We start from the raw sequence: 24,765 nt of genomic DNA, 5'->3' as shown, positions 1-24,765 counted from the left end.
GCCGGTGGCAAAGGCGGTCAGCTTGGTGGTGGTGGTGTTGATGCCGAGCGAGCGGCAGGCGATCTCGTCCTCGCGCAGCGCTTCCCAGGCCCGGCCGACCGGCAGCCGGCGCAGCCGGATGGTGACGAAGGCGGTGAGCAGGCAGAGCGCCAGGATCAGGTAGTAGAGGAAGATCTTGTAATAGGCGCCCGACTGGGCGATGCCGAGCACCTTGGCGATGTAGTTCGGATCCGAGACGTTGAACGACATCAGGCCGAAGAAGGAGACCTTCGGGATGCCGGAGATGCCGGCCGAGCCGTTGGTCACCTCGCGCCAGTTGATCAGCACCAGGCGGATGATCTCACCGAAGGCAAGGGTGACGATCGCCAGGTAGTCGCCGCGCAGGCGCAGCACCGGGAAGCCGAGCAGCACGCCCCAGAAGGCGGCCATGCAGCCGGCGGCCGGCAGCAGGATCCAGAACGACAGGCCGTAATGCGTGCCGAGCAGCGCATAGGCATAGGCGCCGACCGCGTAGAAGGCGACATAGCCGAGGTCGAGCAGGCCGGCCAGCCCGACGACGATGTTGAGGCCCCAGGCCAGCATCACATAGATCAGGATCTGGATGCCGAAATTGTCGACCCACTTCAGCGAGCCCTGGAAGCCGACCAGGAGCACGATGATCACGGGATAGAGCAGCAGGACGCCGATGCCGAGCTTGGTGAAGTTGCGGCGCACGAAGCCGGGTTCGGCAGCGACGGCCGGAGCCCTGGCCTTTTCCTCCTTGGCGCGCTGCATGGCAGGTTGCGCGAAGCCGACATAGAGGAAGCGGCCGAGCGCGGTGGCGATCACCACGCCGGCAAGCAGGCCCCAGCGCTGCACCAGGATCAGTTCGTTGGACATGTTCTGATCGGTTCTGAGGCCGATGAACAGCACGAACAGCCCAAGCGCGATGGCGCCGGCGTAGAAGGCTTCGCGCAGCGCGCGTTGGATGGGGGTGGCGACGGTGTCGCGCTCTGGATTGACGGTCACGGCCATGGTCTCAGACCTTTTCGACTTCAGGCCGGCCAAGAATGCCGGAAGGCAGGAAGATCAGCACGATCGCCAGGATCGAGAAGGCGGCGACGTCCTTGTAGTCGATCGAGAAATAGGCCGACCACATGCTCTCGATGAAGCCGATCAGGAGGCCGCCCAGCACCGCGCCCGGCAGCGAGCCGATACCGCCGAGCACCGCCGCGGTGAAGGCCTTCACACCCGGCACGAAGCCGTCGGAGAAGGCCACCACGCCGTAATACATCAGGAACAGCGTGCCGGCGACGGCGGCGAGCGAGGCGCCCATGATGAAGGTGATCGAGATGGTGCGGTCGACGTCGATGCCCAGCAGTGCGGCCATCTTGCGGTCCTGCTCGCAGGCGCGTTGCGCCCGGCCGAGCGAGGTCTTGTTGACCAGGTACCAGAACAGCACCAGAAGCAAAGCGGTGACGATGACGATGATGATCTGCTTCAAGGACACGCTGATGCCGTTGATGTTGTAGACCTGGCTGACCATCGGCGGGATCGGCTTGTTGCGCGGCCCTTGCGTCACCTGGACGAAGTTCGACAGCGCGATCGACATGCCGATGGCGGTGATCAGCGGCGCCAGCCGGAACGACCCGCGCAGCGGCCTATACGCCACCTTCTCGATCGTCCAGTTGTAGAGGCTGGTCAAAAGCATCGCCACGATCATCATGACCAGCAGCGCGATGACCACCGGCACCGAATAGAACAGCGCACCAAGGATCAGGAAAACGATCAGCGCCGTGAAGGCGCCCACCATGAAAATGTCGCCATGGGCGAAGTTGATCATGCCGATGATGCCGTAGACCATCGTGTAGCCGATCGCGATCAGCCCATAGATCGATCCCAGCGTCAGCCCGTTGATAAGCTGCTGGACAAAGTACTGCATGTGTACATGGCTCCCCTGGAATGTCGCCACGAAGAACGCATTCCTTTTCGTATTTCCCCTAGTCGTAAAGTTTCGAGCCCGGATTGCAACGTGATTTTTTTGATCGCTCCGCGTGCTTCCGAACCACGCCTCCCGATCCCCCGTTTTTTGCGCCCGGCCCCTGGACTATCGCGGACCCTATCATTGGCATAACGCAATGTCTTTGACGATTGAGCCGTATCATGCGCTCCGTTTCGAAGAAACCACCGTCAAAATTAGGTGATGAGACGAATCATTGCGTTCCTGACACGCTTCGTTTTTTCGTCACACTCCTTTCCGCAAGGTCAGGATTCTCCCTATTTGACCACAAAGCCATGAGCGAAGGGATCGCGGTCGTCGATGAAGATCGTGTTCAATCCGGTCATCCTCGCCCAGCCGCCGATCGACGGGATGATCGCCGGCTTGCCGGCCACCGCGACCTCCCTTTCGACCTTGCCCTTGAACAGGGACCCGATGATCGATTCGTGCACGAAAGCGTCGCCGGCCTTGAGCTTGCCCTTGGCATGAAGCTGCGCCATGCGCGCAGAGGTGCCCGTGCCGCAAGGCGAGCGGTCGATCGCCTTGTCGCCGTAGAAGACGGCATTGCGGGCGTCTGCGCCATCGACCGTCGGCTTGCCGGTCCACAACATGTGCGACAGCCCGACGATGCCGGGGTTTTCCGGATGCACGAAAGAGTATTTCTCATTGAGCCGTTGCCGCACCACCGGGCTCCAGGCGATGAGGTCGCCGGCCGAATAGTCCGCCATGTCGCGATAGTTCTTCTGCGGCTCGACGATGGCGTAGAAATTGCCGCCATAGGCGACATCGACGGTAATTTCGCCGAGCCCCGGACATTCGACCGTGAGGCCTTCGGCATACAGGAAGGATGGCACGTTGGTGATGCGCACCTCCTCGACATATTCGCCGACCTGCTTGTATTCGGCGATGACCAGGCCGGCCGGCGTATCGAGCCTGAGCACGCCAGGCGTCTTCGGCTTGATCAGCCCGTGCTCGATGGCCATCGTCACCGTGCCGATGGTGCCGTGGCCGCACATAGGCAGGCAGCCTGATGTCTCGATGAACAGGATGGCGATGTCGCAATCCTCGCGCGTCGGCGGATAGAGGATCGAGCCCGACATCACGTCATGGCCGCGCGGCTCGAACATCAGGCCGGTGCGGATCCAGTCATACTCGGCGAGGAAATGCGCGCGCCGTTCCATCATCGTCGAGCCTTGCAGCAGCGGCCCGCCGCCGGCGACCAGTCGGACCGGGTTGCCGCAGGTGTGGCCGTCGATGCAGAAGAAGGATTTCTTGGCCATGTCGCTCCTCGAAAATCAAAACCCGAAAAAATCAAAACCGTTGTGGGCTGAAGGGACCCAGATCAACTGACGAAGTCTGCCCCAGAACGAATTCCCTGATCAACCGCCCGGTTGCCGCGGCCTGGGTCAGGCCGAGATGGCCGTGGCCGAAGGCGTAGATCACCGATCGGCTTCGCGTTGCCCTGCCGATGACGGGTACCGAATCCGGCAGCGAGGGCCTGAACCCCATCCAATCGCGCCCGCCCGACGGATCGAGCCCCGGCAGGAATTGCACCGCCTTGCGCAGGAGCGCCTTCGAGCGGTTGAAATTGGGCGGCCGTTCGATGCCGCCGAGTTCGACGGCGCCACCGACGCGCAGCCCGGTGTCGAGCGGGGTGATGACGAAGCCATGACCGGAAAAGATCAGCTGCCGCTTCACGTCGAAGGCGCTCGTCGGCAGCGTCGTGTTGTAGCCGCGCTCGGTTTCGAGCGGAATGCGATCGCCGAGCTGCCGTGCCAGGAGATGCGACCAGGCGCCCGCGGCGATGACGACGTGTCTGGCTTGCCTGGTCGAACCATCGGCCAGCGTCAGTGTCGCGCCATCCTGATCCGCGGCGACCCCGTCGACGCGGGCCATCTCGAAACGGGCGCCCTTGGACTGCGCATAGGCCCACACCGCCTTGCCGAGCAGTTTCGGGTCGGCGACCGTCTTCCATCCCGGCACGAAGGTGCCCTTGACGAAACGCGGCGATAGTCCCGGCTGCAAGCCAGCGAGGCTTTCGCCCTCGACATGGCGGAAGCCGATGCCGAAGCGCTCGCGCGCCGCCCAGCCCGACAGCCCGGCCCGAAACTCGGCCTCGCTTTCGTAGAGCTCGAGCGAGCCGTCCTCGCGCAGCATTTGCCGCGTGCCGGAGCGATCGAGCAGGCCCACCATTCGGCCTCGGCGAGCGTCATCATGCCGGCCTGTGCGGTCAGGCTGGCCTCGTATTTTCCCGGCGCGCCGGCGCGCCAGAAGCGAACCAGCCAGGGCAGCAGTTTCGGCAGGTAGGCGGGAGGGATGCTGAGCGGGCCGAGCGGGTCGGCGAGCCATTTCGGCAATTGCCGGATCATGCCCTTGTGCGCAAGCGGCAGCACGTCGGAAAAGGCAAAGGCCGCCGCGTTGCCCGAACTCGTCTCCTCGCAGATGCCGGTGCGATCGAAGACAGTGACGCGGCGGCCTGCCTCGGCCAACATGGCCGCCGCGCAGATGCCGATGATGCCGCCACCGATGATGGCGATGTCCATCTCACCTGGGGCCGTCACGATTGCGTGCCTACAGCATCGAGGGCTTTCACCATCAGCGGGTTCTTCCGGTCGGCTTGCATCGTGGCCCAGCCGAGCTTTTGATAGAACTCTTCCGCGTCTCGGGCGGCATTGACCTCCAACTGGGCGAGACCAAGGCCATGGGCGTAGGTCTCGACTTTCCCCATGAGCGCGCGACCGAGGCCGCGCCGTTGGAGCCCGGCTTCGATCGCTACAAGCCTGACAATGCCGAGGCGCGGGCCGACAACATCCAGCCTCGCAGTCCCGACCGGTGCGCCATCGCGAATGAGGAGCAGCGGGTGATTGCCCGCCAGCCGGTCGTCGGGGTGCCGTTCGTCGTAGCCGGTCAAGCCCCGATCCTCCCAAAGAACCCGCCGGCGTATGCCGTGGTAGGCCGCCCAGTCTCCTTCGCTCTCGACGCGCTTGAGGTGGAGCTGAAACGGCATGTAACCTTCCTCAGAACGCCGGCAGCGTCGGCCGCACCGCCAGCGCGTCCTTGACGATCTTCTCGACGGCCTTGCGACGTTCGCCCGACAGCGGCTGGCGCGGCATGCGCACGCGGTCGTTGGTGTCGATGGCGAACACTTCGGCAAGCTTGATGTTCTGCACCAGATAGGTCGAGACATCGAGGTCGAGCAACGGCCGGAACCAGCGGTAGATGGCGAGCGCCTCCTCGCGACGGCCCTGCTTCATCAACTGGTAGATGGCGACCGTTTCGCGCGGGAAGGCCGTGACCAGGCCGGCCACCCAGCCGATGGCACCGACCGACAGTGCCTCGAAGGCGAGATTGTCGACACCGGTGAACAGGTCGTAGCGGCTGCCCAGGCGATTGATGATCTCGGTCGAGCGCCTGATGTCGTCGGAGGATTCCTTGATGGCGACGAAGCGCTTGTCGGATGCCAGTTCCTCCATCTGGTCGACGGTGACGTCGACCCGGTAGGCGAGCCGGTTGGAGTAGATCATTACCGGCAGGTCGCCGGCCTCGGCCACGGCACGCAGCGCCGCCACCGTTTCTTCCGCATTGGTGTGATAGATCGGGCTCGGCACCACCATCAGGCCGTTGGCGCCTTCCTTGGCGGCGCGCCTGGCGATGCTGGCCGCCTCGCGGGTGCCGGCCTCGTTGACGGTCAGCAGCACCGGCTTCTTGCCGGCGACCTTTTGCGCCATCTTCAGCACCTCGATCTTCTCGTCAGGCGACAGCATCGGCCCTTCGCCGAGCGATCCGCAGACGATGATGCCGTCGCAGCCGGCCTCCATCTGCAGGTTATAGCACCGCTCCATCTCGGCGTGGTCGAGGCGGTCATCGGCGGTGAATTTGGTTGTGACGGCGGGGAAAACTCCGGTCCACATGGCTATCTCTCCATCTGATATATCAGCCGTATATCTGTTAAGAAAGCCGCTGTCAACGCAGAATCTGTTATGATATATTCTAGATATATCAGGAGACCGCCTTTGATATCCATGGAAGCGACCACGACGTCCGAACCGGCGGCGACCAGGGCCTATCATGTGCTCGAGCACATGATCGTCACGCTGGAGCTGGCGCCGGCGAGCTTTGTCACCGAAGGGGCTCTCATCGAAAAGCTGGCGCTCGGCCGCACGCCGGTGCGCGAGGCGATCCAGCGCCTGGCCTGGGAAGGGCTGCTGGACGTCAGGCCCCGTGCCGGTATCGCCATCGCGCCGCTGCATCCGGGCGACTGGCTGCGCGTGCTTGATGCAAGGCGCGGCGTCGAGGTGGTGCTGGCGCGATCGGCCGCCCGCTTCGTCACCCGCGAAGCCGCCGACCTGTTTCATGAGGCAGCGCTTGCCATGCAGAAGGCGGTCATATCGGGCAATGTGCTGGCCTTCATCCAGGCCGACAAGGCGCTCGACGAGGCCTTGGCGCTGGCCGCCGACAACCCGTTCGCGGCCAGACTGGCTGCCCCTTTGCAGACCCACAGCCGACGCTTCTGGTTCCGCTATAAAGCCGATACGGGTCTCGCCGAATCCGCCGAACACCATGTCGCGCTGATCCGCTCGATCCTCGACGGCGACGAGGAGGGGGCGGCCAAGGACGCCAAGAAACTGATGGCATTGCTGCGCGGCCACGCCGAGACGGCGGCGACGCGCTGAAGCTCAAAGAAAAAGGGCGCGCCTTGCAGCACGCCCTCTTTTCGTTGCCCTTAGTCCGGTCAATTCATCGTCGGAATGACGAACTCCGCACCGTCCTTGATGCCGGACGGCCAGCGCGACGTCACCGTCTTGGTCTTGGTGTAGAAGCGGAATGCGTCCGGACCGTGCTGGTTGAGGTCGCCGAAGGATGACGCCTTCCAGCCACCGAACGTGTAGTAGGCGATCGGAACCGGGATCGGCACGTTGACGCCGACCATGCCGACCTGGACGCGGCTGGCGAAGTCACGCGCGGCATCGCCGTCGCGGGTGAATATGGCGACGCCGTTGCCCATCTCGTGATCATTGGCGAGCTTGATCGCGTCCTCGTAGCGCGGCGCGCGCACCACCGAGAGCACCGGCCCGAAGATTTCTTCCTTGTAGATGCGCATGTCCGCGGTCACGTTGTCGAACAGGCAGCCGCCCATGTAGTAGCCGTCCTCGTAACCCTGCATCTTGAAGCCGCGGCCGTCGACGACGAGCTTGGCGCCTTCCTTGACGCCGATATCGACATAGCCTTTCACACGCTCCAGCGCCTGGGCGGTCACCAGCGGGCCGAAATCGGCGGCCGAATCCGTCGATGGGCCAACCTTGAGGCTTTCGACGCGCGGCACCAGCTTTTCCATCAGCCGGTTGGCGGTGTCGTTGCCGACCGGGACGGCAACCGAGATCGCCATGCAGCGCTCGCCGGCCGAGCCGTAGCCGGCGCCGATCAGCGCATCGACGGTCTGGTCCATGTCGGCGTCGGGCATGATGATCATGTGGTTCTTGGCGCCGCCGAAGCACTGCACGCGCTTGCCGGCCGCAGTACCGCGCGAATAGATGTAATGCGCGATCGGCGTCGAGCCGACGAAGCCGACGGCCTTGATGTCGGGATCGTCGAGGATGGCGTCGACCACTTCCTTGTCGCCGTTGACGACATTGAGGATGCCCGCCGGCAGGCCGGCCTCGAGGAACAGTTCGGCGATGCGGATCGGCACGCCCGGATCGCGTTCGGACGGCTTCAGGATGAAGGCGTTGCCGCAGGCGATGGCAGGCGCGATCTTCCACAGCGGGATCATCGCCGGGAAATTGAACGGAGTGATGCCGGCGACGACGCCGAGCGGCTGGCGCATCGAATAGACGTCGATGCCGGGGCCGGCACCGTCAGTGAACTCGCCCTTCATCATATGCGGCGCGCCGATACAGACTTCGACCACTTCGAGGCCGCGCTGGATGTCGCCCTTGGCGTCGGCGATCGTCTTGCCGTGTTCGCGCGCCAGTATGTCGGCCAGTTCGTCATAGTCGCGGGCGACCAGTTCGAGGAATTTCATCAGCACGCGCACGCGGCGCTGCGGGTTGGTGGCCGCCCACTTGGGCTGCGCTGCCTTGGCGTTCTCGACCGCCGCGCGCAGTTCCGCCTGCGAAGCCAGCGCCACGGTGCCGCGCACCGAGCCGTCCATCGGCTGCATCACGTCCTGCTTGCGGCCGCTGGTGCCGGCGACATGCTTGCCGCCGATGTAATGACCGTATTCGATCATGATTTCTCTCCCTGGGTTTGATGATGATGCATTGTCCGCCTTTGCGCGAGCGATGGCAACGCGAGGGAGATCGCAACCGTTGTGCGGAAAATAGACAACCCCAGCTGGTTGTGCATTAATTGCCGCAAATTGCTTTGCTTGGGACGCAGAATGAACTGGGATGACGTGCGCATCTTTCTCGCCGTCGCGCGCGCCGGCCAGATCCTCGGAGCGGCCAAGCGGCTGGAGCTCAATCACGCCACCGTCTCGCGCCGCATCGCGGCGCTCGAGGAGGCGCTACGCGCCAAATTGTTCCGACGCCTGACCACCGGCAGCGAATTGACGCCGGCCGGCGAGCGCTTCCTCGACATTGCCGAGCGGATGGAAGCCGACATGATCGCGGCGCGCTCGAACATTTCAGGCGAAGGCGACGACATTTCGGGCACGGTGCGCATCGGCGCACCAGACGGCTTCGGCGTCGCCTTCCTGGCCAAGCGGCTCGGCGAACTGACCGCGCTTCACCGCGAGCTCACCATCCAGCTCGTGCCGGTGCCGCGCTCCTTCTCGCTGTCGCGGCGCGAGGCCGACATCGCCATCACCGTCGAGCGGCCTACCGAAGGCCGGCTGGTGGCTGGCAAGCTGGTCGATTACACACTCGGCCTGTTTGCCTCGCGCGCCTACGCCGAAGCCAATGGCTTGCCTAAAACCGCCGCCGAACTCTCGCGGCACACGCTGATCGGCTATGTGCCGGACCTGATCGTCAGCCCCTCGCTCGACTATGCCGCCGAGTTCAGCACCGACTGGCATACGAACTTCGCCATCTCCTCGGCGCTCGGCCAGGCCGAGGCCGTGCGCGCGGGCGCGGGCATCGGCATCCTGCACACCTTCGTCGCCCGCTCGATGCCGCAACTGGTGCCCGTCGACATCGTCGCGCCCATCCGCCGCGCCTATTGGCTGGTCTATCACGAATCGGTGAGGCCGCTGCGCCGCGTCCAGGTCGTCGCCAATTTCATAAACAAGGCGGTAGAGCGGGAGCGAGGCCTCTTCAGCTGATCTCACACCCAGCGTAATTCAAGGCGCGTCAAGAATGAACGATTTCACCACATGCTCAGCCTTGTCCGCCACCGGCGCCCACATCTGCGCCACCTGCTCAGGGCTTGTGCCCATCACGTTGCAATTCACATAACCGTAGCGCGGGCCTCGGACCGAGAACGCAAATCTGGAATGACCATAAAAAGTGGCATTCTCGGCCCGAACCGTGAAGTCCACGTCGGCCAAGCGAACTGGGTAGCCGTCGGGAAACCTTGCCAGCCTGTCATTGCTGAAATCGGCTGTGCTGAATGAAGCGCCTATCGTCTTTTTCCAATTGCTCATCGACCAGCCCTCGATGAATTTGCCCGTGTCGGACGGCGAGCCCGGTGCCGATTGATCGTAAAGTGAAGCCGATACCATGCAGGTAAGATCGGCGGATTTTACGCTCAGCCGTAGGTTGCTCGTTTATCCATCCGTCCGGAACAGTGAGTGAAAATCCGTTCTCGCGATCATGAACGGTCTTGTCTTCGGCACTGGCCCCGGAGGCGTAGAACAGAAATCCAACAGCCATGATCAGAAAGCAGAAACGCATCACAATTCTCGCGAAATGCTGAGGGATACAATGTGCGGGTTAAATGGAATTCGCACATATCACAATCGGGCGATACACACGGCCGTCCACTTGCCACAAAACCAGCCGGTGTGGCATCAGGCACGCGGCCGTCGGCGCGGGCACGATAGCCGGCGTGGGGAAGTCGTTCAGAAAGCTGGCGCGGATAGACATGCGAGCCGTTCTTGCCATCCTGCCGCTGCTTTTGCTGTCCGATTGCGCCAACCCATGGACGAAAGTGCCGGAAGCCGAATTGCCCAAGCCGATCCGCTACGCCATGGCGCGCCCCTCGCCCTTCGTCATCGGCAATTATTGCGGGCCGGGCACCCGTACCGGCGATCTCTCGGCGCGGCCGGTCGATCGCCTCGACGCGGTCTGCCAGGTCCATGACGCCTGCTACATCGCCCAGCACGACCATTGCGCCTGCGACGGCGCCCTCGTCGCCTCGGCCCGCGCCATTCGCGATGACAAGGCGGCGCCCCGCAAGATGCGCGGCGAGGCCGAACTGCTGATCGCCACTTTCGCCATCCCGGTCTGCAAAGTCTTTCCGCACGGATTCATGCCGCCCCGCGACCCGGCGCAGCTGAGTGCCATGAAAGCCGGAGCCGCCGGGTGAAGGGCCGCGCATCGATCGTCCCTGCCCTGTTGGCGCTCGCGGTCCTTGCCGGCTGTGCCGGCGCGGGCCGCAATGCCTGTGAGCTTCTGCCGGGACAGGAAACCTGCGCCCGCTCCTCTTTGTCGGCCGCCACATCAGGCCCACAGGTCGCGGCCGAGCAGTTTTTCGGCGATGCCGTCATCGGCGACTACGAGAAGCGGTTCCTGGCGCTGCTTGCCCACAACCAGCTCGGCGCCATGGATCGCGCCAACGGCACCGGCCCGTTCGGGCGCAATTGGCGCGACGTCTACAACGGTGACTTCCAGGCGGCCTACAAGACGCTGCGGCAAATGGCCGGACCTGTCGCCAACGCACATCTGCCCCCGGCCGGCAAAGGCAGCGGCGACGGCCATTTCGACGCCCGTTGGCGGGTGTCCCGGCAGACGCTCTACATCGACGCGGCGGCACGACCTTCGGCCCCCAAGACATTCGATTTTTCCGGCCTGCAGGCTCGCGGCACCGAGATCGTCGTTCGCCAGGCAGGCACGCAGCCTGCCGATATCGAAGGCGTCTGCGACGGCGCATTGGCGCTCCGCGCCGCAGGTGCCTCGCGCACCATCGCCGCCGGCGTGGCGTTCCGGTTTCGCCTCTCCGGCGAGGACGACGCGGTCAGCCTGTTCCCGGACAACAGCTTGAACCGCTGCACGGCAAGGATCCGCTCCAGCCTTGCGCCGACGGGCGCTCCGCTCATCATTCGCCGCGAAGAGACCGCCGATCAGGCGCTCGCCGCCCTGGACAGCCGCTACCAGCGCTGCCCGGTCCCGGCCAATGCCGGCCTCGACGCGCTTGAGCGCGCCTTCTATGCCAGCCGCTGGCTGTCGCAGACCTGCGCCATGCCGGTCGGCGCGCCCACGCTGCTGCGCAAATCACGTGACGGATTCAACGCCAAGGTCGAGGCGCTGATGGGCGCGCCGCTGTCCGACGCGGCCATCGACAAGGGCGATCCGGAACTGCCGCTCGATTTCTCGCACGCGCCAAGGCTGAAGCTGATCTATCTGTCCTCGCTCGAGTTCAAGGCGGACTTTTCCGGCCGCGTCATCGAACGGCTGATCCGCCACCATGCCGCGCTCGGCACCAAGGTACGCATCATGGTCACCGACGTGCTGGAGCGCGAAAAGGACGACGCCATGCTGCACCGGCTGGCGGCCGAATTCCCCAATGTCGAGCTGCAGGAATACCGTTGGCGCGCCGACCATGGCGCGCCGATCGACGAGCAGATTTCACAGCTGCACAAGGTGCTTCATATCAAGATGCTGGCAACGCTGGCGCAGGACCCGGCGCGTTCGCGCGTCATCATCGGCGGCCGCAACATCCATGACGGGTTCCTGTTCCACCAGCCGATCGACCTGTCGCGCTATCCGGACCTCGAGCAATATGGCAAGACCGACGGCCTTTCGCTGAACTACTATTCGAACTGGAGCGACTTCGACATCGAGTTCGCCGACCGCGCGACGGTGGAGACGCTCGCCGCGCATTTGTCGACCATGTGGCTGCGTGATGCCGACACCAATCTGGCGCGTCCCTTCTCCATCCCTGTCCCCGCCGATGGCCGCCGCCCGTCAGGCACCGCCCGGCATTTCATCTCCGTGCCCTATGAGGACGACCATGCGCTGGAGGCCTATTTCGTCGAACTGGTCGACGCCGCCCGGCACCATATCCAGATCGTCAATCCCTACCTCAATCTGACGCCGAGCCTCGCCAGGGCTTTTGACCGGGCGCTCGCCCGCGGCGTCAGGATCGACATTGTCGGCCGCATCGACCTCAAGGGCGATATCGGCGGCAAGTTCCTCACCGCCCTCAACAAGCTGTTCGTCGAGAAATATGGCGACCGTATCAACATCCGCGAATTCAAGGCGCCCGACGTGGTGCTGCATTCCAAGATCATGATGATCGACGAAAGGCTGGTCGCCATCTCCTCGGTCAACCTCAACAACCGCAGCTTCTTCCATGATTCGGAGAACGGCATGATGGTGCTCGACCCCGCCTTCTACAGCAGGATGAAGCCGGTCTATGACGATTACCTCGCCCATTCCAACCCCGTCGCCACCAATGTGACAATCCCGTGGGCCTACCGGCTGCTGTTCGACGAGGCCTGGGTCCGCCAGGCGTTCTGATGCCGCGGCGAGACGCGTGAGCGGCTATTTGAGATACCGCTCCTGCGCCAGGGCACGCACGTCGATGTCGGGCACGCGGTTCGAGATGATGTCGGACAGCACCTTGGCCGAGCCGCAGGCCATGGTCCAGCCCAGCGTGCCATGGCCGGTGTTGAGATAGAGGTTGGACAGTTCGGTGCGCCCGATCAGCGGCGGTCCGTCCGGCGTCATCGGCCGCAGCCCGCACCAGAAGGTTGCTTCGCGCATGGCGCCGGCGCCCGGAAAGAGATCGCCGACCGAGTGTTCCAGCGTGCGGCGCCGCGATTCGTGCAGTCTGAGGTCGAAGCCGGAGATCTCGGCCGTGCCGCCGACGCGGATGCGGTCGCCCAGCCGGGTGATGGCGACCTTGTAGGTTTCGTCCATCACCGTCGACACCGGTGCGGCGGCGGCGTCCTTGATCGGCACCGTGATCGAGTAGCCCTTGACCGGATAGACCGGGATCGACCGTTTCATCCGGCGCATGAAGCCAGCCGAATAGCTGCCCAGCGCCATGACATAGGCGTCCGCCGCCTTCCAGCCGGCGCTGGTGCTCAGATTGGCGACACGGTTGCGGCTGCGGATGACGCGCCAGATGGTCACGCCGTACTCGAACTTGACGCCGCGCGCCACGCAAAGCTCGGTCAGCCGGTCAGTGAACATCTTGCAGTCGCCGGTCTCGTCATGCGGCAGCCTGAGACCCCCGACAAACTTCTCGCGCACCCCTGCCAGCCCCGGCTCGGCCGCGATGCAGCCATCCTGGTCGAGGACTTCATAGGGCACCCCGTATTTCTTCAGCACCTCGACGTCGCCTCCAGTGCCGTCGAGCTGCTTCTGCTTACGGAACAGCTGCAGCGTGCCCTGGGTCCGCTCGTCATAGGTGATGCCGGTGGCTTCGCGCAGCGCCTTCAGCGTGTCGCGGCTGTACTCGGCCAGCGGCACCATGCGCGATTTGTTGATGGCGTAGCGCTCGGCGGTGCAATTGCGCAGCATCTTCACCAGCCATGTCCACATATGCGGATCGAAGGCCGGCCGCACCACCAGCGGGCCGTGCTTCATCAACAGCCACTTGATCGCCTTCAGCGGAATGCCGGGTCCGGCCCAGGGCGAGGCATAGCCGGGGGAAATCTCGCCGGCATTGGCGAAGCTGGTTTCCAGCGCCGGGCCTTTCTGGCGGTCGATCACCGTCACCTCATGGCCGGCCTCGGCAAGATAATAGGCCGTGGTGACCCCGATGACGCCACTGCCCAGCACCATGATCTTCATCGTTCACTCCTTACGCCGTGTCCCTCGGCACGCCGTTGGACACGGCCGCATCTGCGATTTGCGCACGATCGCCGGCGAAAATCGATCCCGATCTTCGCCGCCATGCGCCATGGCTCTTCACGCCGCCGACGGACCGGGATCGTCATCCCCCTCTGTCTGCCGCATTCGGGCCGTCTCGCCAAGAGGCCGGATGGAAGCGCCGGCGCTGTAGACGAGGGTCAGCCCGTGCGGTCGCGGTCTGCCGGCGGAGGCCCTTTCCCGGGCCGCCCGCCGTGCCGCTTCCGGCTGATAGAGCACCGCCTCGATCCGGATCGACTCACACCTGCCATCGGCGAGCTCGATCGAGGCCGTCTGACCTTGCGCCATGCCAAGCATGCACAGCCCGCGCCTGGTTGCCATCGACAGGCTGGAGCCGACCGGTCCGCGCACTTCGTTCTGCACCAGGGTGCGCGTCTCCGCCGCTCCGGTATCGATGCAAAACACCACTCGGCTGTTCAGCGTCACGATATCGGGGCCGACGGACTCGTTCGGCACGACGATGGCATTGGAGAGCTTCTCCTCGATCATCCGCGCCATCGGATCCGCGAATGCGCGTCGACGCCCGAGCATCACTTCCAGGACGGCGAAATCCTTCATTGTCAGGCGGCAGCTTGTGTTTCCCATTACTGCCTCCATGATCGACGCTCGCTGCCGGCGGCGGTATCGACGGCTTCCACGGTCACCGACAATTTCCGTCCGCCGCGACCGCTCCAGCACACCGCCTGCCCGGTACAGGCGCCGATCAGCGCCGTTCCCATCGGCGTCAGCACCGAGATCCGGTTGTCGGCGATGTCGGCTTCGCCCGGGTAGACCAGCACGATGCGCTTGATGTCGCCGCCTTCATCTCGGATCGTCACTGTCGAACCCATCCGCACCACGCCGGCGGGCATTGCCGCCGCTTTCACGATCACGGCCCGGTCTAGTTCCGAGAGCAGCTCTTCGGCCGTCTCGGGTGTGCGGTTCAGCACCGTCCTCGCCAGGCCTGTCAACCTGTCGTGGTCGGTGTCGCTGATCAGAATCTGCTTCGATGGACGCAGCCCTGTTGCATGTTGCATGGCAAACCTCATGGATCGGCGCATCCAGCGGACGCGCTTGCCGCCGCGCTGACGGCGGCTGATTAAGCCGGCAGCCGCTTGCGGCCGACGACGTGATGACGATGGTGGATGTATGGATGCCCCGGTTCGGACGGACGCCAAGAGGCGGCCGCGCCGGGGCTACGATCCCGCGATCGGGCAGACCCTGAACAAGGTTCTGGTATAAGCGAGGTTGCTCATGTCCCGAGCCTTGCCGACAGGCGTCCGCTTGTCAAGCGCGGCCAAACCGCTCAACCGCCGAGATAGTGCCGGTGGAAGCGCGTTCCCAGACTGGCCAGGATTTCATAGCCGATGGTGCCGGCATGGCCGGCGGCGTCGTCGACGCTTTGCGAGGGGCCGAGCAGTTCGACGAGATTCCCTTCGCCAAGCGTGCCGGGCGGCAGCGCCGATACGTCGAGAATGATCGAATCCATCGAGACGCGTCCGAGGAAGGGCAGGCGCACCCCCTCGAACCATGCGGCTGAAGCTGACCGGCGCAGCCAGCCATCCGCGTAGCCGAACGAGATCGTCGCCAGACTGAGCGGTCCGTCCGCGTGACAAGTGTGGCCATAGCCGATGCCGGTGCCTTTTTCGACGCGGCGCGTCTGCGCCACCTTGGCCCGCAGCCTGATCACGGGCAGCATCGGGTTGGGTTCGGCGGGCGTCGGATTGATGCCGTAGAGCGCGGCACCCGGACGAGCCAGATCATAATGGTAGCGCGACCCGAGAAAGATGCCGGAGGAATTGGCGAGCGAGGCGGGCGCCTCGGGCAGCATGGCGCGCAGCCGCTCGAAGGCCAGCCGCTGCTGTTCGTTGGCCGGATGGTGCGGCTCGTCGGCGCAGGCCAGATGGCTCATCACATATTTGACGGCGATGCCATCGAACGCGGCGGCATCGCCGGCGATCGCCGCCACTTCGGTGGGCGCCATGCCAAGCCGCGACATACCGCTGTCGACCTGGATGGCGGCCGGAAGCTTGCGGCCGGCGCGACGGGCCGCGGCGCGCCAGGCTTCGAGTTGCGCGCCACTGTTGATCACAGCGCAGAGATCAGCCGCCACCGCTTCCGGCTCGGAGCCCGGCGGCAGTCCGTTCAGCACGTAGATCTCGGGTCCGGCCCCGATCGCCTTGCGCAATGCGATGCCTTCGGCCAGCAGCGCAGTGAAGAAGATGGTGCAGCCCTCCTTCGCCAGCGCCGATGCCACCTGGCGTGCGCCGAGGCCGTAGCCGTCGGCCTTGACCACGCCGGCGCAGCGTGCGCCGCCCAACCTTGCCTTCAGCCGCCGGTAATTTTCGCGAATCGCAGCGAGATCGATGGTCAGGATCGCCCCGGCGGCCTCCTGACTTACGGCGGCGATGTCATCGGGCGGAGACTCTTTGGGGGCGTCGTTCATGGCGACCCTGCTTGCGGCGGATGAACATCAATAGAGCCGCAAGGCCGGCGCGGCAACCATCCGCCCGGTTACGGCACCAGGTGCCGGAACGCCGCCACCACGTCTTCATAGACATGGCGCTTGAACGGCACGATCAGGTCGGGAAGATCCTGCATCGGCCGCCACGACCATTTGTCGAATTCGGCGGTGTGGCCGCCCGGCGGCGGATTGATCTGGATTTCGCTGGTATCGCCATGGAAGCGGAACGCGAACCATTTCTGCGTCTGGCCACGATACCGGCCCTTGAAGGCGATGCCGACGAGATGATCCGGCAGATCGTAGTTGATCCAGTCCGGCGCCTCGGCCAGCAACGAGACGCCGCGCATCCCGGTCTCCTCGTAGAGCTCCCGTTCCGCCGCCTGCAGCGGCTCCTCGCCCTTGTCGATGCCGCCTTGCGGCATCTGCCAGAGCTGTGTCGTGCCGGCGAACTCGCTGTCGGGTTCGGCTATGCGATGCCCCACCCAGACGAGGCCTTCCGCATTGAGGATCATCAGCCCGACACAGGGCCGATAGGGCAGTGTTTCGCGGTCGATCTTTTTGGCCATGGCGAGACTTCCAGCCGTTTTGAGAATTCGCTCTGGTGAGGCATGTGGCGAGTGGTTTCGAGAACCGGAGCGGAGCGTACTTAAAGTACGTGAGCACCGGAAGCGCAGAAAACGCCGCCAGATGCCCACCGGAGTAGAATTATCGAGACGGCTGTTAGCCTTTTTGCGGATCTATGGCCACCGCCGAAATCGGCACGATCTCGATGCCGCGTTTCTTGGCCTCGGCGACCCATGACGACACCGTGTCGACCGTGAGGTCGAAAGCCGAGCCGATGCCGACGGCCGTGCCCTTGGCACGCGCGGTTGCCTCGAGACTGTCCAGTTTCTTCAGGATGGCGCCGCGATCCTGCACCGCGTCGATGGCGGTGTCGCCGGTAACGAAGGGCACACCGTCCTTGAGCGCCATATCGGGCGCCAGGCTGCGCGCCGACGAGCCATCGTCGATATAGGCGAGGCCCCTTTTGCCGAGCTCCGCCATGAACGGCTCCATCGCCGCGGCGTCGGAGGAAAACCGCGCGCCCATATAGTTCATGACCCCGGTATAGTTCGTCGTTCGCGACAGCGCCCAGTGCAGGTTTTTCAGATTCTCGTCGGGGGTCGCCGCAACCGTCAGCGTGTTGCGGCCGGGATTGACGTTTGGGTAGTCGAACGGTTCGAGCGGCACCTGCATGACGATCTCATGGCCGCTTTGGCGGGCGGCCGTCATCCAGCGGCCGATGCTGTTGCCCTGCGGCGCGAAGGCCAGCGTCACCTCCGCCGGCAGCTTGGCGATGGCCGCCTGGGTACCGGTCTGCGAAACGGCGAGCCCGCCGATGATGATCGCCACGCGCGCGCCACGCGAGCCGGACCACGGCCGCGCATAGACGTCGAACGGCCGCCGGCCATCCGCGGAGCGCATCGGCAAGGGCCCGGTTTCACTGGTTTCGATCAGCGCCTTGTCGGGAAGATGCGCGATCTTGAGATTCTGGCCGACGGTCGAGGGATCGCGGATGACGATCGCCGCCTTGGGCGGACCATCGCCTTCTTCCGTCTGCACATGGATGATCTGCGGACCGCCGCTCTTGGTCGACAAGTCCTTCACCGGCGTCTGCGCCTTTGGTGTGGTTGCCGGAGCCAGTGCGGGAGGCGACGCGGCCGGCTCGGCCGACGCGGTCACTTTCGGCGTCGAGACGGCGACTTCCTGCGGCTTTCGAAACGGCTTCTCCCTGAGAGCGATAGCGGCCGACACGCCGACCACCGCCAGCACGACCACGCTTGCCGCGACCATGCCGGCGCTGACCTTGCCGGCGCCGCGCGGCGCCCGGACGCTCTGTCCAAGCGGGCGTTCGATGTCCTTGCCGATATCAGCCAAGCCCTGTCCCCGTGCGCACGGTTTCCGAAGGCGAGCTCCCTCGGCAAGACATGCACGAATTCATAAATCCTGGCGCCCCCTTGGCGCCGTATCTGGAGGCCTGGTCCTTGCCCCCGAATCAAACTGCCGGAACCTTTCGGTCCCGGCAGCATCGCATTGCTTCGAGCAACCGGCCAGACCGGCTGCCGGCCTTACTGGTTGAGCACGGCCTTTTCCGGATTGGGCGGGAAGGACGGATCGGTTTTCTGGCCGCGCAGCAGCTGTTCGGCGAAGATGAGCTGCAGATCGTCCTTCGGATCCGGCGGCACATAGGCGGCCGAACCGGAACCGGTCGAGCTCTCGTCGGCGCCCTTGATGTGGCCCTTGAGATCGGACTCGCCGCGCGTCAGGTCCCTGCCCTGCAGTTCCGGCGGCAGCGGCTGATCGACCTTGATGTCGGGCGTGATGCCCTTGCCCTGGATCGACTTGCCCGACGGCGTATAATAGAGCGCCGTCGTCAGCCTGAGCGCGCCATTCTCGCCGAGCGGGATGATGGTCTGCACCGAACCCTTGCCGAAGGACTGCGTGCCGACAACCGTGACGCGGCGCAGATCCTGCAGCGCGCCGGCGACGATTTCCGAAGCACTGGCCGAGCCGCCATTGACGAGCACGATCATCGGCTTGCCGTTGATGTCGTCGACCTGCTTGGGCTTGGCGTCGAAGCGGGTGACGTCCTTCGGATCGCGGCCGCGCGTCGAGACGATCTCGCCACGCTTGAGGAAGGCATCCGAGACGCTCACCGCCTGGTCGAGCAGGCCGCCCGGGTTGAGGCGCAGGTCGAGCACGTAGCCTTTGAGCTTGTCGTCCGGCACCTGCTTCTTGATGGTGTCGATGGCGTTCTCGAGGTCGTCATAGGTCTTTTCGGTGAAGGAGGTGATCTTCATGTAGCCGATGTCGTTCTCGACCCGGAACTTGACCGCCTTGACCTTGATGATGTCGCGCACGACCGTCAGTTCGATCGGCTTGTCCGCGCCCTGGCGCAGGATGGTGAGCTTGATCGGCGTGTTGACCAGGCCGCGCATCTTGTCGACCGCGTCGTTCAGCGTCAGGCCGCGAACCTCCTCGCCGTCGATCTTGGCGATATAGTCGCCGGCCAGCACGCCGGCCTTGGCGGCAGGCGTGTCGTCGATCGGCGTGATCACCTTGACCAGGTCGTTTTCCATGGTCACCTCGATGCCGAGGCCGCCGAATTCGCCCTTGGTCTGCACGCGCATGTCCTGCGCCTGTTCGGCATTCATGTAGGAGGAGTGCGGGTCGAGCGAGGCAAGCATGCCGTTGATGGCGTTCTCGACCAGCGACTTGTCGTCGGGCGGGGTCACATACTGCGCCCGCACCCGCTCGAAGATGTCGCCGAAGATCGCCAGTTGCTTGTAGGTTTCCGAGCCTGCAGCGTTCGCCGCCGAGCCGGGTGCGCCATAGACAAGGCTCATGGCGGACGCGCCCATCAGCGCACCGGCAAACAGAAGCGACAGTTTCCGCATCATTTCACGTCCTTCCAGAAAAACGGTCCGCCCACCATGGGGCCGGATCGACGGGTTTTCCATCCTTGCGGAACTCGACATAGAGTTCCGGCGTGGCATTTCCATTCTTCGAAACCGAGGTGCTCGCCACCCGGGCTTCTCCCATCGCGCCGACCGGCTCTCCTGCGAGAACGGACTGGCCAGTCGCGACGCTGATTCTGCTCATCCCCGCCAGGACGACATGATAGCCGTCGCCTGCGTTGAGGATCAAGAGTTGACCATAGGAGCGAAACGGCCCCGCATAAAGCACATTCCCATCCGCCGGCGCGGTGACGATGGCTCCCGATTGTGTCGCAACCATGTCCCCAAGCATCAAGGCGCCGTTACCGTCATCGGCTCCAAACCGGCGCTTGATGCGGCCGGTGACCGGCAGCGCGATCTGCCCCTGCAGCGCCGAGAACGGCGCTGCCGCAGTCAATCTATTGCCTTCCGGAACCGGCAAAGATGCCGTCTGGTCGCCACTCGGCGCGCTGCCGTCGGCCTGGCCGGCAGCGGCTGCCTTGGCGGCATCGGCGGCTTTGCGTGTCTTGTCCGCCTGGGCTTCGAGCGAGGCGATCAAATCCTTCAGGCTGCTGGCCCTGGCCGCCAGCGCCTCGGATTTCTGCTGCTCGGCCGTCATTTGTGCCTGCGTGTCGGCCTCGAGCTTCTGCTTGGCCTCGAGCAGCATGCCGAGCCGCTTCTTCTCAGCCGCCTGCTCGCCGACCGCCGAAGTCAGCCGCGCCCGTTCAGCCTCGATCGAGGCTGTCACCCGGGTCTGTTCCTTGAGGTCGGCCAGCAACGCATCGGTCTGCTGGCGCAGTTCCGGCACCACGGCGCCGAGCAGGATGGCGCTGCGCACCGACGACAGGGCGTCCTCCGGCTTGACCAGGATCGCCGGCGGCGGGTTGAGCCCCATGCGCTGCAGGGCGCCCAGCACTTCGGCCAGTACATCGCGCCGCGCCATCAGCGAATCGCGGATCTTCTGCTGCTGGCCCTTCAGCCCCTCCAGCTTGGCGCCGATGTCCTCTATGTCCTGGCCAAGCTTCTGCTCGGTCATCGCCGACTGGATCAGCGCGGCGGTGATCGAGGCATGGTCCTTCTTGACCGTGGCGATATCGGCGGCGAGCTTCGCCAGCCGCTCCGACGAAAGCGTTATCTCCTTGGAAACCTGCTCATATTCGGCCCGGCTCTGGTCAGGATCCGGCGCCATGTCGAGCGTGTTCTCGGCCCGCGCCGCGTGAAGCGACAAAAGCACCATCGCCGCCGCGATGCCGCAGCGCGCGTGCCATGAGCCCGCTTTTGATGAGCCCGTTGTCGATTTCCAGCCTTCAGACATTCGCCATCGACTTTATCCGCGGCTTCGTTAACGAACCATCAACCATAATTGTGGCGCTTCGCGTCGACCCGTATGGCGTTTGAACCTGCTTTACACGCCGACGCAACGCCCTCGATACGGAAATGCCAGTCGAGGCGATCTTGCGCGGCATTGGGGCGGAATTCGGTGCGGATAGGCCGCTTTCACGACCTATGGTAGGGATGGCCGGACAGGATCGTGGCGATCCTGTAGAGCTGTTCCCCCAGCATTACGCGCACCAGCTGATGCGGCCAGGTCAGCGCGCCGAACGACAGCACCAGTTCGGCATCGTCGCGCAAGGTCTGATCGTGGCCGTCGGCGCCGCCTATGGCCAACACCATTGCCCTGCGGCCGCCATCGCGCAACTGGCCGATACGGCCGGCGAACTCTTCCGAGGAAAGGCTCTTGCCGCGCTCGTCGAGCAGGATCAGCGCCGTGCCCGGCTGCAACTGGCCCTGCAGCCTCGCGCCTTCGTCACGCCGGCGTTCACTGGCATTCGCCGCGCGGCCTTCGGAAATCTCGGTGATCCCGGCGAATTCCAGCCCCACCGCCGGCCCGCTTTTGGCGAAGCGCTCGAAATAGCGGTCGGCAAGCTCTCTCTCAGGGCCGGCTTTCATCCGGCCCACGGCATGAACTGATATCTTCATCCCTGCCTCGGCAAGCTCTCGTCCCTGTCGCACCCATGACGGTTACGACACGGGGCGAAGCTCAGTGCAAGGTCTCTTCCTCGAGATCCGGCGCCTGCCACATCTTTTCGAGATTGTAGAATTCGCGGACTTCGGGGCGGAAGACATGGACGATGATATCGCCCGAATCGATCAGGACCCAGTCGGCACCGGACAATCCCTCGACGCGCGCCGTGCCGAGTCCGGCATCCTTGAGCGCCTTGAGGAGATGGTCGGCGACAGCCGAGACATGACGGTGCGATCGGCCCGACGCGACGACCATATAGTCGCCGAGGCTCGATTTCCCCTGGATGTCGATTGAGACAATGTTTTCGGCCTTGGAGTCTTCCAGACTGGCAAGGACTGTCTTGATGGCGCGGGACACGGCGTCGTCTACGCTGATCCTGGCCGGCGAAGGCACGATATCGGCCTTCTTCCGCAGTGCTGTTCTCAGTGTATTTCCTTTCGCAGCAAGAACAACCAAATCACCCCTGAAAGCGGGTGACACCACTTAGATAGGCAGAGTTCCCTGACAGTTTCAAGACGGAGCCCCGACGCAGGCGAACTCGCCTGTTGGCACATTGTTCCCAGCGGGACGCAAAAACATCGGAACCCTGCCCTTCCACAGCGGTTATCGGCGGACCGACCAACCGGAATCCCGCCATGCCGATCGACCCGCAAAACACCCTTCTCACCGTCCAGGCCGGCCTCGCGCAACTGAGTACGCTGATCGTCTCCTACTCCTTCTCCGCCATCGGCGCCGTCATCCTCCTGGTGGTCGGCTATATCGTCGCCAATCTTGCCGAGCGCTCGATCTCGGCCGGCCTCGGCCATATCCATGGCTTCGACGCGACGCTGCGGCATTTCTTTTCCAAGATCGTCCGCTACGCCATCCTGATCCTGGTCGTCATCATGGTGCTCGGCCAGTTCGGCGTGCAGACCGCGTCGATCATCGCCGCGATCGGCGCCATCGGCCTGGCCATCGGTCTCGCCCTGCAAGGCACGCTGCAGAATATCGCGGCCGGCATCATGCTGCTCGCGCTGCGTCCGTTCCGCATCGGCGAATCCGTCGAAGTCGGCTCCATTTCCGGTTCGATCGAGGAGATCGGCCTCTTCGCCACCAAGCTCAGGACCGCCGACGGCGTCTACATACTGGCGCCCAATTCGACGCTGTGGAACCAGCCGGTGCGCAACTTCACCCGCAACGGCGTGCGCCGGGCCGACATCACGCTCGGCATCGGCTCGTGGAACGACATCGACGGCGCCCAGAAGACATTGCTTGCCATTGCCGGCGCTGAGAAGCGCATCCGCCGCGAACCGGCGCCGCTCGCCTTCGTGGCGGCGCTCGGCGACACCACCGTCTCGCTCACCTTGCGCTACTGGACCTCCGCGGCGGACTATTTCGCCACCCAGATCGACATGACGAAACGCGCCAAGCAGGCCTTCGACAGCGAAGGCATCTCGATCCCGCTGCCGCCGCCGGAAGCACCGCCGCCCGAGGCCCGCAAGCAGTAATCAGCCGCCGCCGTGACGAACCTCTTCATCCGGCGCGAAAGCGAGTTCAACCGGCAAGGGCGCTTGCGCCGACATTGGCGCGAAACTGCCCGTGACCGTTGCCGGAACAGGCCGCGCCGCGACCACCCGCCACAGCACGAACAGGCAGAATGCCGAGGCGATGACGATGCCGACATAGATGAAGGTCGCCGTGCCGAAAACCGCCGATAGCGCAGTGACGATGCCCGGCACCACGAAGCCGGCCAGCGACCAAGCAAACAGCATCGAGCTTGACAGGGCGAGCAGCTCATCCTTCCTGGCGCGGTCGGCGGCGTGCGCGCTGGAGAGCGCATAGATCGATTCCGCCGCCCCGTCCCAGATCAGATAGATCACCACCAGGGCCATCAGCGCGCCGCCGTCGAAGATGATCGCCAGCACGCTGGCGACGACCGCCAGCGCCGCGGCGCCGGCAAGCACGTAGCGCCGGTCGGTGCGGTCGGAAAGCCAGCCGAGCGGTATCTGCAGGATCAGCGTGCCGACCGGCATGGCCGACAACAGCAGCGCGACATCGGCCTGGCTGTAGCCCTTGGCGGTGGCATGGATGGGCGCGAAGCCGGAAACGATCATCGACAGGCCGCCGACGGCGAGCATGCCGGCGACGCCGACCGGCGATATCCGCCAGGCCTGGCGCAGCGCCACCGAAGCCGCCTGCGGCGCGGGCGGCTGGGCAAGGCGCGTCATGCCGACGGGCAGGATGGACAGGGCGGTGAAGGCAATGCCGATCAGCGACGCCGCGGCGGTGTGGATGTCGATGATGGCCAGCGTCGCATAACCGACGCCCAGGCCACCGATATAGGCGACATAGAACACCGCCATCACCCGGCCGCGAATGGCGTTCGGCAGGGCATCGTTGAGCCAGCTCTGCGCGACGATGAACAGGCCGCATATGGCAAAGCCGTAGAGCGCGCGCGCCGCGATCCAAAGCACCGGCAGCGGCCCGGCGCCAATGGCGACATTGGAGAGCGCGATCAATGCCGACAGCACCATGAAGGCGCGGGCGTGGCCGACCCTGCGCACCAGCGGTCCGGTCAGGATGCAGCCGGCAAGGCCGCCGGCCGACAGGCCGGTGACGATCAGCCCCGCCCAGGTCGGATCGAAGCCCTCGACGCCGAGGCGGACGGGGATATAGGCGAACATCAGTCCGTTGCCGATGGCGATCAGCGCCATCGACACGATGACGCTGGCAATCGCGATCAGCGGCGTGGGCGCACTGCCCTGTTCCGGATCGATCGTGGGGTGGGTTTTCTGTTGGACCGCCATGCCTGGTCAGCATCGCCCATCAGCGAGCCCGATGCCGCTGCAAAAACGACATTGCCGGACGGCGCCGCCGCTGGATAC

At 64.7% G+C, this 24,765-nt stretch carries 23 protein-coding genes and 1 pseudogene; 5 read left to right on the top strand and 19 right to left on the bottom strand.

The annotated features are described in order from the left end of the window. The 6 genes and pseudogenes from FJ967_RS28850 to FJ967_RS28825 form a co-directional block, all read right to left on the bottom strand. A partial coding sequence (locus FJ967_RS28850; RefSeq protein WP_140735702.1) for a DUF3382 domain-containing protein occupies window positions 1–1,014 on the bottom strand: 1,014 nt, incomplete at its 3' end. A 4-nt stretch (window positions 1,015–1,018) separates the two neighbouring features. Next, entirely contained in the window at window positions 1,019–1,921 is a 903-nt protein-coding gene (locus FJ967_RS28845) for a branched-chain amino acid ABC transporter permease LivH (RefSeq protein ID WP_140735701.1), read from the bottom strand. Between the two features lie 335 nt (window positions 1,922–2,256). Then, the gene (locus FJ967_RS28840; RefSeq protein ID WP_140735700.1) at window positions 2,257–3,258 is read right to left on the bottom strand and encodes a 4-hydroxyproline epimerase; all 1,002 of its coding nucleotides are present in this window, start codon (window positions 3,256–3,258) and stop codon (window positions 2,257–2,259) included. A gap of 31 nt (window positions 3,259–3,289) precedes the next feature. Then, window positions 3,290–4,521 (bottom strand): annotated as a pseudogene (locus tag FJ967_RS28835) (FAD-dependent oxidoreductase). Between the two features lie 14 nt (window positions 4,522–4,535). Beyond that, window positions 4,536–4,985: a GNAT family N-acetyltransferase gene (locus FJ967_RS28830; RefSeq protein ID WP_140735699.1), complete on the bottom strand. Its 450-nt coding sequence runs from the start codon at window positions 4,983–4,985 to the stop codon at window positions 4,536–4,538. 10 nt (window positions 4,986–4,995) lie between these two features. After that, a complete protein-coding gene (locus tag FJ967_RS28825) occupies window positions 4,996–5,889 on the bottom strand; it encodes a dihydrodipicolinate synthase family protein (RefSeq protein ID WP_140735698.1) in 894 nt (297 codons plus the stop codon). 111 nt (window positions 5,890–6,000) lie between these two features. Here FJ967_RS28825 and FJ967_RS28820 point away from each other — a divergent pair, with 111 nt between their 5' ends. Further along, the gene (locus FJ967_RS28820; RefSeq protein ID WP_246675425.1) at window positions 6,001–6,651 is read left to right on the top strand and encodes a GntR family transcriptional regulator; all 651 of its coding nucleotides are present in this window, start codon (window positions 6,001–6,003) and stop codon (window positions 6,649–6,651) included. Between the two features lie 59 nt (window positions 6,652–6,710). Here the strand turns inward: FJ967_RS28820 and FJ967_RS28815 are convergent, their stop codons facing one another. Next, window positions 6,711–8,207, bottom strand: a complete 1,497-nt coding sequence (locus FJ967_RS28815; protein ID WP_140735696.1) for a CoA-acylating methylmalonate-semialdehyde dehydrogenase — start codon at window positions 8,205–8,207, stop codon at window positions 6,711–6,713. A gap of 150 nt (window positions 8,208–8,357) precedes the next feature. On the opposite strand from FJ967_RS28815, the gene FJ967_RS28810 reads away from it, so the two are divergent. Next, a complete protein-coding gene (locus tag FJ967_RS28810; protein ID WP_140735695.1) occupies window positions 8,358–9,239 on the top strand; it encodes a LysR family transcriptional regulator in 882 nt (293 codons plus the stop codon). Between the two features lie 18 nt (window positions 9,240–9,257). On the opposite strand, the gene FJ967_RS28805 is transcribed toward FJ967_RS28810, so the two are convergent. Further along, entirely contained in the window at window positions 9,258–9,638 is a 381-nt protein-coding gene (locus tag FJ967_RS28805) for a hypothetical protein (RefSeq protein ID WP_246675424.1), read from the bottom strand. Between the two features lie 362 nt (window positions 9,639–10,000). Here FJ967_RS28805 and FJ967_RS28800 point away from each other — a divergent pair, with 362 nt between their 5' ends. Then, window positions 10,001–10,444, top strand: coding sequence for a hypothetical protein (locus FJ967_RS28800; protein WP_140735694.1), 444 nt, complete (start codon window positions 10,001–10,003; stop codon window positions 10,442–10,444). Further along, complete coding sequence (locus tag FJ967_RS28795; RefSeq protein WP_140735693.1) at window positions 10,441–12,597, top strand: phosphatidylserine/phosphatidylglycerophosphate/cardiolipin synthase family protein; 2,157 nt, start codon at window positions 10,441–10,443, stop codon at window positions 12,595–12,597. The genes FJ967_RS28800 and FJ967_RS28795 overlap by 4 nt, the downstream gene beginning before the upstream one ends. 24 nt (window positions 12,598–12,621) lie before the next feature. Here FJ967_RS28795 and FJ967_RS28790 read toward each other — a convergent pair whose 3' ends face one another. From FJ967_RS28790 to rsfS, 10 genes are all read right to left on the bottom strand, one after another. Beyond that, complete coding sequence (locus FJ967_RS28790) at window positions 12,622–13,878, bottom strand: D-amino acid dehydrogenase (RefSeq protein ID WP_140735692.1); 1,257 nt, start codon at window positions 13,876–13,878, stop codon at window positions 12,622–12,624. A 117-nt stretch (window positions 13,879–13,995) separates the two neighbouring features. Further along, window positions 13,996–14,541, bottom strand: coding sequence for a nucleoside-diphosphate kinase (locus FJ967_RS28785; protein WP_140735691.1), 546 nt, complete (start codon window positions 14,539–14,541; stop codon window positions 13,996–13,998). Then, a complete protein-coding gene (gene rnk / locus FJ967_RS28780; RefSeq protein WP_140735690.1) occupies window positions 14,541–14,972 on the bottom strand; it encodes a nucleoside diphosphate kinase regulator in 432 nt (143 codons plus the stop codon). The genes FJ967_RS28785 and rnk overlap by 1 nt, the downstream gene beginning before the upstream one ends. Window positions 14,973–15,241: 269 nt before the next feature. Continuing rightward, complete coding sequence (alr, locus tag FJ967_RS28775) at window positions 15,242–16,381, bottom strand: alanine racemase (protein WP_140735689.1); 1,140 nt, start codon at window positions 16,379–16,381, stop codon at window positions 15,242–15,244. A 68-nt stretch (window positions 16,382–16,449) separates the two neighbouring features. After that, window positions 16,450–16,965: an RNA pyrophosphohydrolase gene (locus FJ967_RS28770; RefSeq protein ID WP_140735688.1), complete on the bottom strand. Its 516-nt coding sequence runs from the start codon at window positions 16,963–16,965 to the stop codon at window positions 16,450–16,452. 154 nt (window positions 16,966–17,119) lie between these two features. Continuing rightward, window positions 17,120–18,316, bottom strand: a complete 1,197-nt coding sequence (locus FJ967_RS28765; RefSeq protein WP_140735687.1) for a divergent polysaccharide deacetylase family protein — start codon at window positions 18,314–18,316, stop codon at window positions 17,120–17,122. A gap of 191 nt (window positions 18,317–18,507) precedes the next feature. Continuing rightward, entirely contained in the window at window positions 18,508–19,839 is a 1,332-nt protein-coding gene (locus FJ967_RS28760; protein ID WP_181176183.1) for a S41 family peptidase, read from the bottom strand. 1 nt (window position 19,840) lies between these two features. After that, window positions 19,841–21,190: a murein hydrolase activator EnvC gene (locus tag FJ967_RS28755; protein ID WP_140735686.1), complete on the bottom strand. Its 1,350-nt coding sequence runs from the start codon at window positions 21,188–21,190 to the stop codon at window positions 19,841–19,843. A 182-nt stretch (window positions 21,191–21,372) separates the two neighbouring features. Then, the gene (gene rlmH, locus FJ967_RS28750) at window positions 21,373–21,855 is read right to left on the bottom strand and encodes a 23S rRNA (pseudouridine(1915)-N(3))-methyltransferase RlmH (RefSeq protein WP_140735685.1); all 483 of its coding nucleotides are present in this window, start codon (window positions 21,853–21,855) and stop codon (window positions 21,373–21,375) included. A gap of 61 nt (window positions 21,856–21,916) precedes the next feature. Then, a complete protein-coding gene (rsfS, locus tag FJ967_RS28745) occupies window positions 21,917–22,294 on the bottom strand; it encodes a ribosome silencing factor (RefSeq protein WP_023777607.1) in 378 nt (125 codons plus the stop codon). A gap of 242 nt (window positions 22,295–22,536) precedes the next feature. Here rsfS and FJ967_RS28740 point away from each other — a divergent pair, with 242 nt between their 5' ends. Further along, window positions 22,537–23,388, top strand: coding sequence for a mechanosensitive ion channel domain-containing protein (locus FJ967_RS28740; protein ID WP_140735684.1), 852 nt, complete (start codon window positions 22,537–22,539; stop codon window positions 23,386–23,388). Here FJ967_RS28740 and FJ967_RS28735 read toward each other — a convergent pair whose 3' ends face one another. Further along, the gene (locus FJ967_RS28735; protein WP_140735683.1) at window positions 23,389–24,687 is read right to left on the bottom strand and encodes an MFS transporter; all 1,299 of its coding nucleotides are present in this window, start codon (window positions 24,685–24,687) and stop codon (window positions 23,389–23,391) included. It lies immediately after the preceding gene. Between the last annotated feature and the right edge of the window lie 78 nt (window positions 24,688–24,765).

This window comes from Mesorhizobium sp. B2-3-4, from assembly GCF_006442315.1.
In the GTDB taxonomy this organism is placed as follows: Bacteria; Pseudomonadota; Alphaproteobacteria; order Rhizobiales; family Rhizobiaceae; genus Mesorhizobium.
This window is presented reverse-complemented; position numbering and strand designations above follow the sequence as displayed.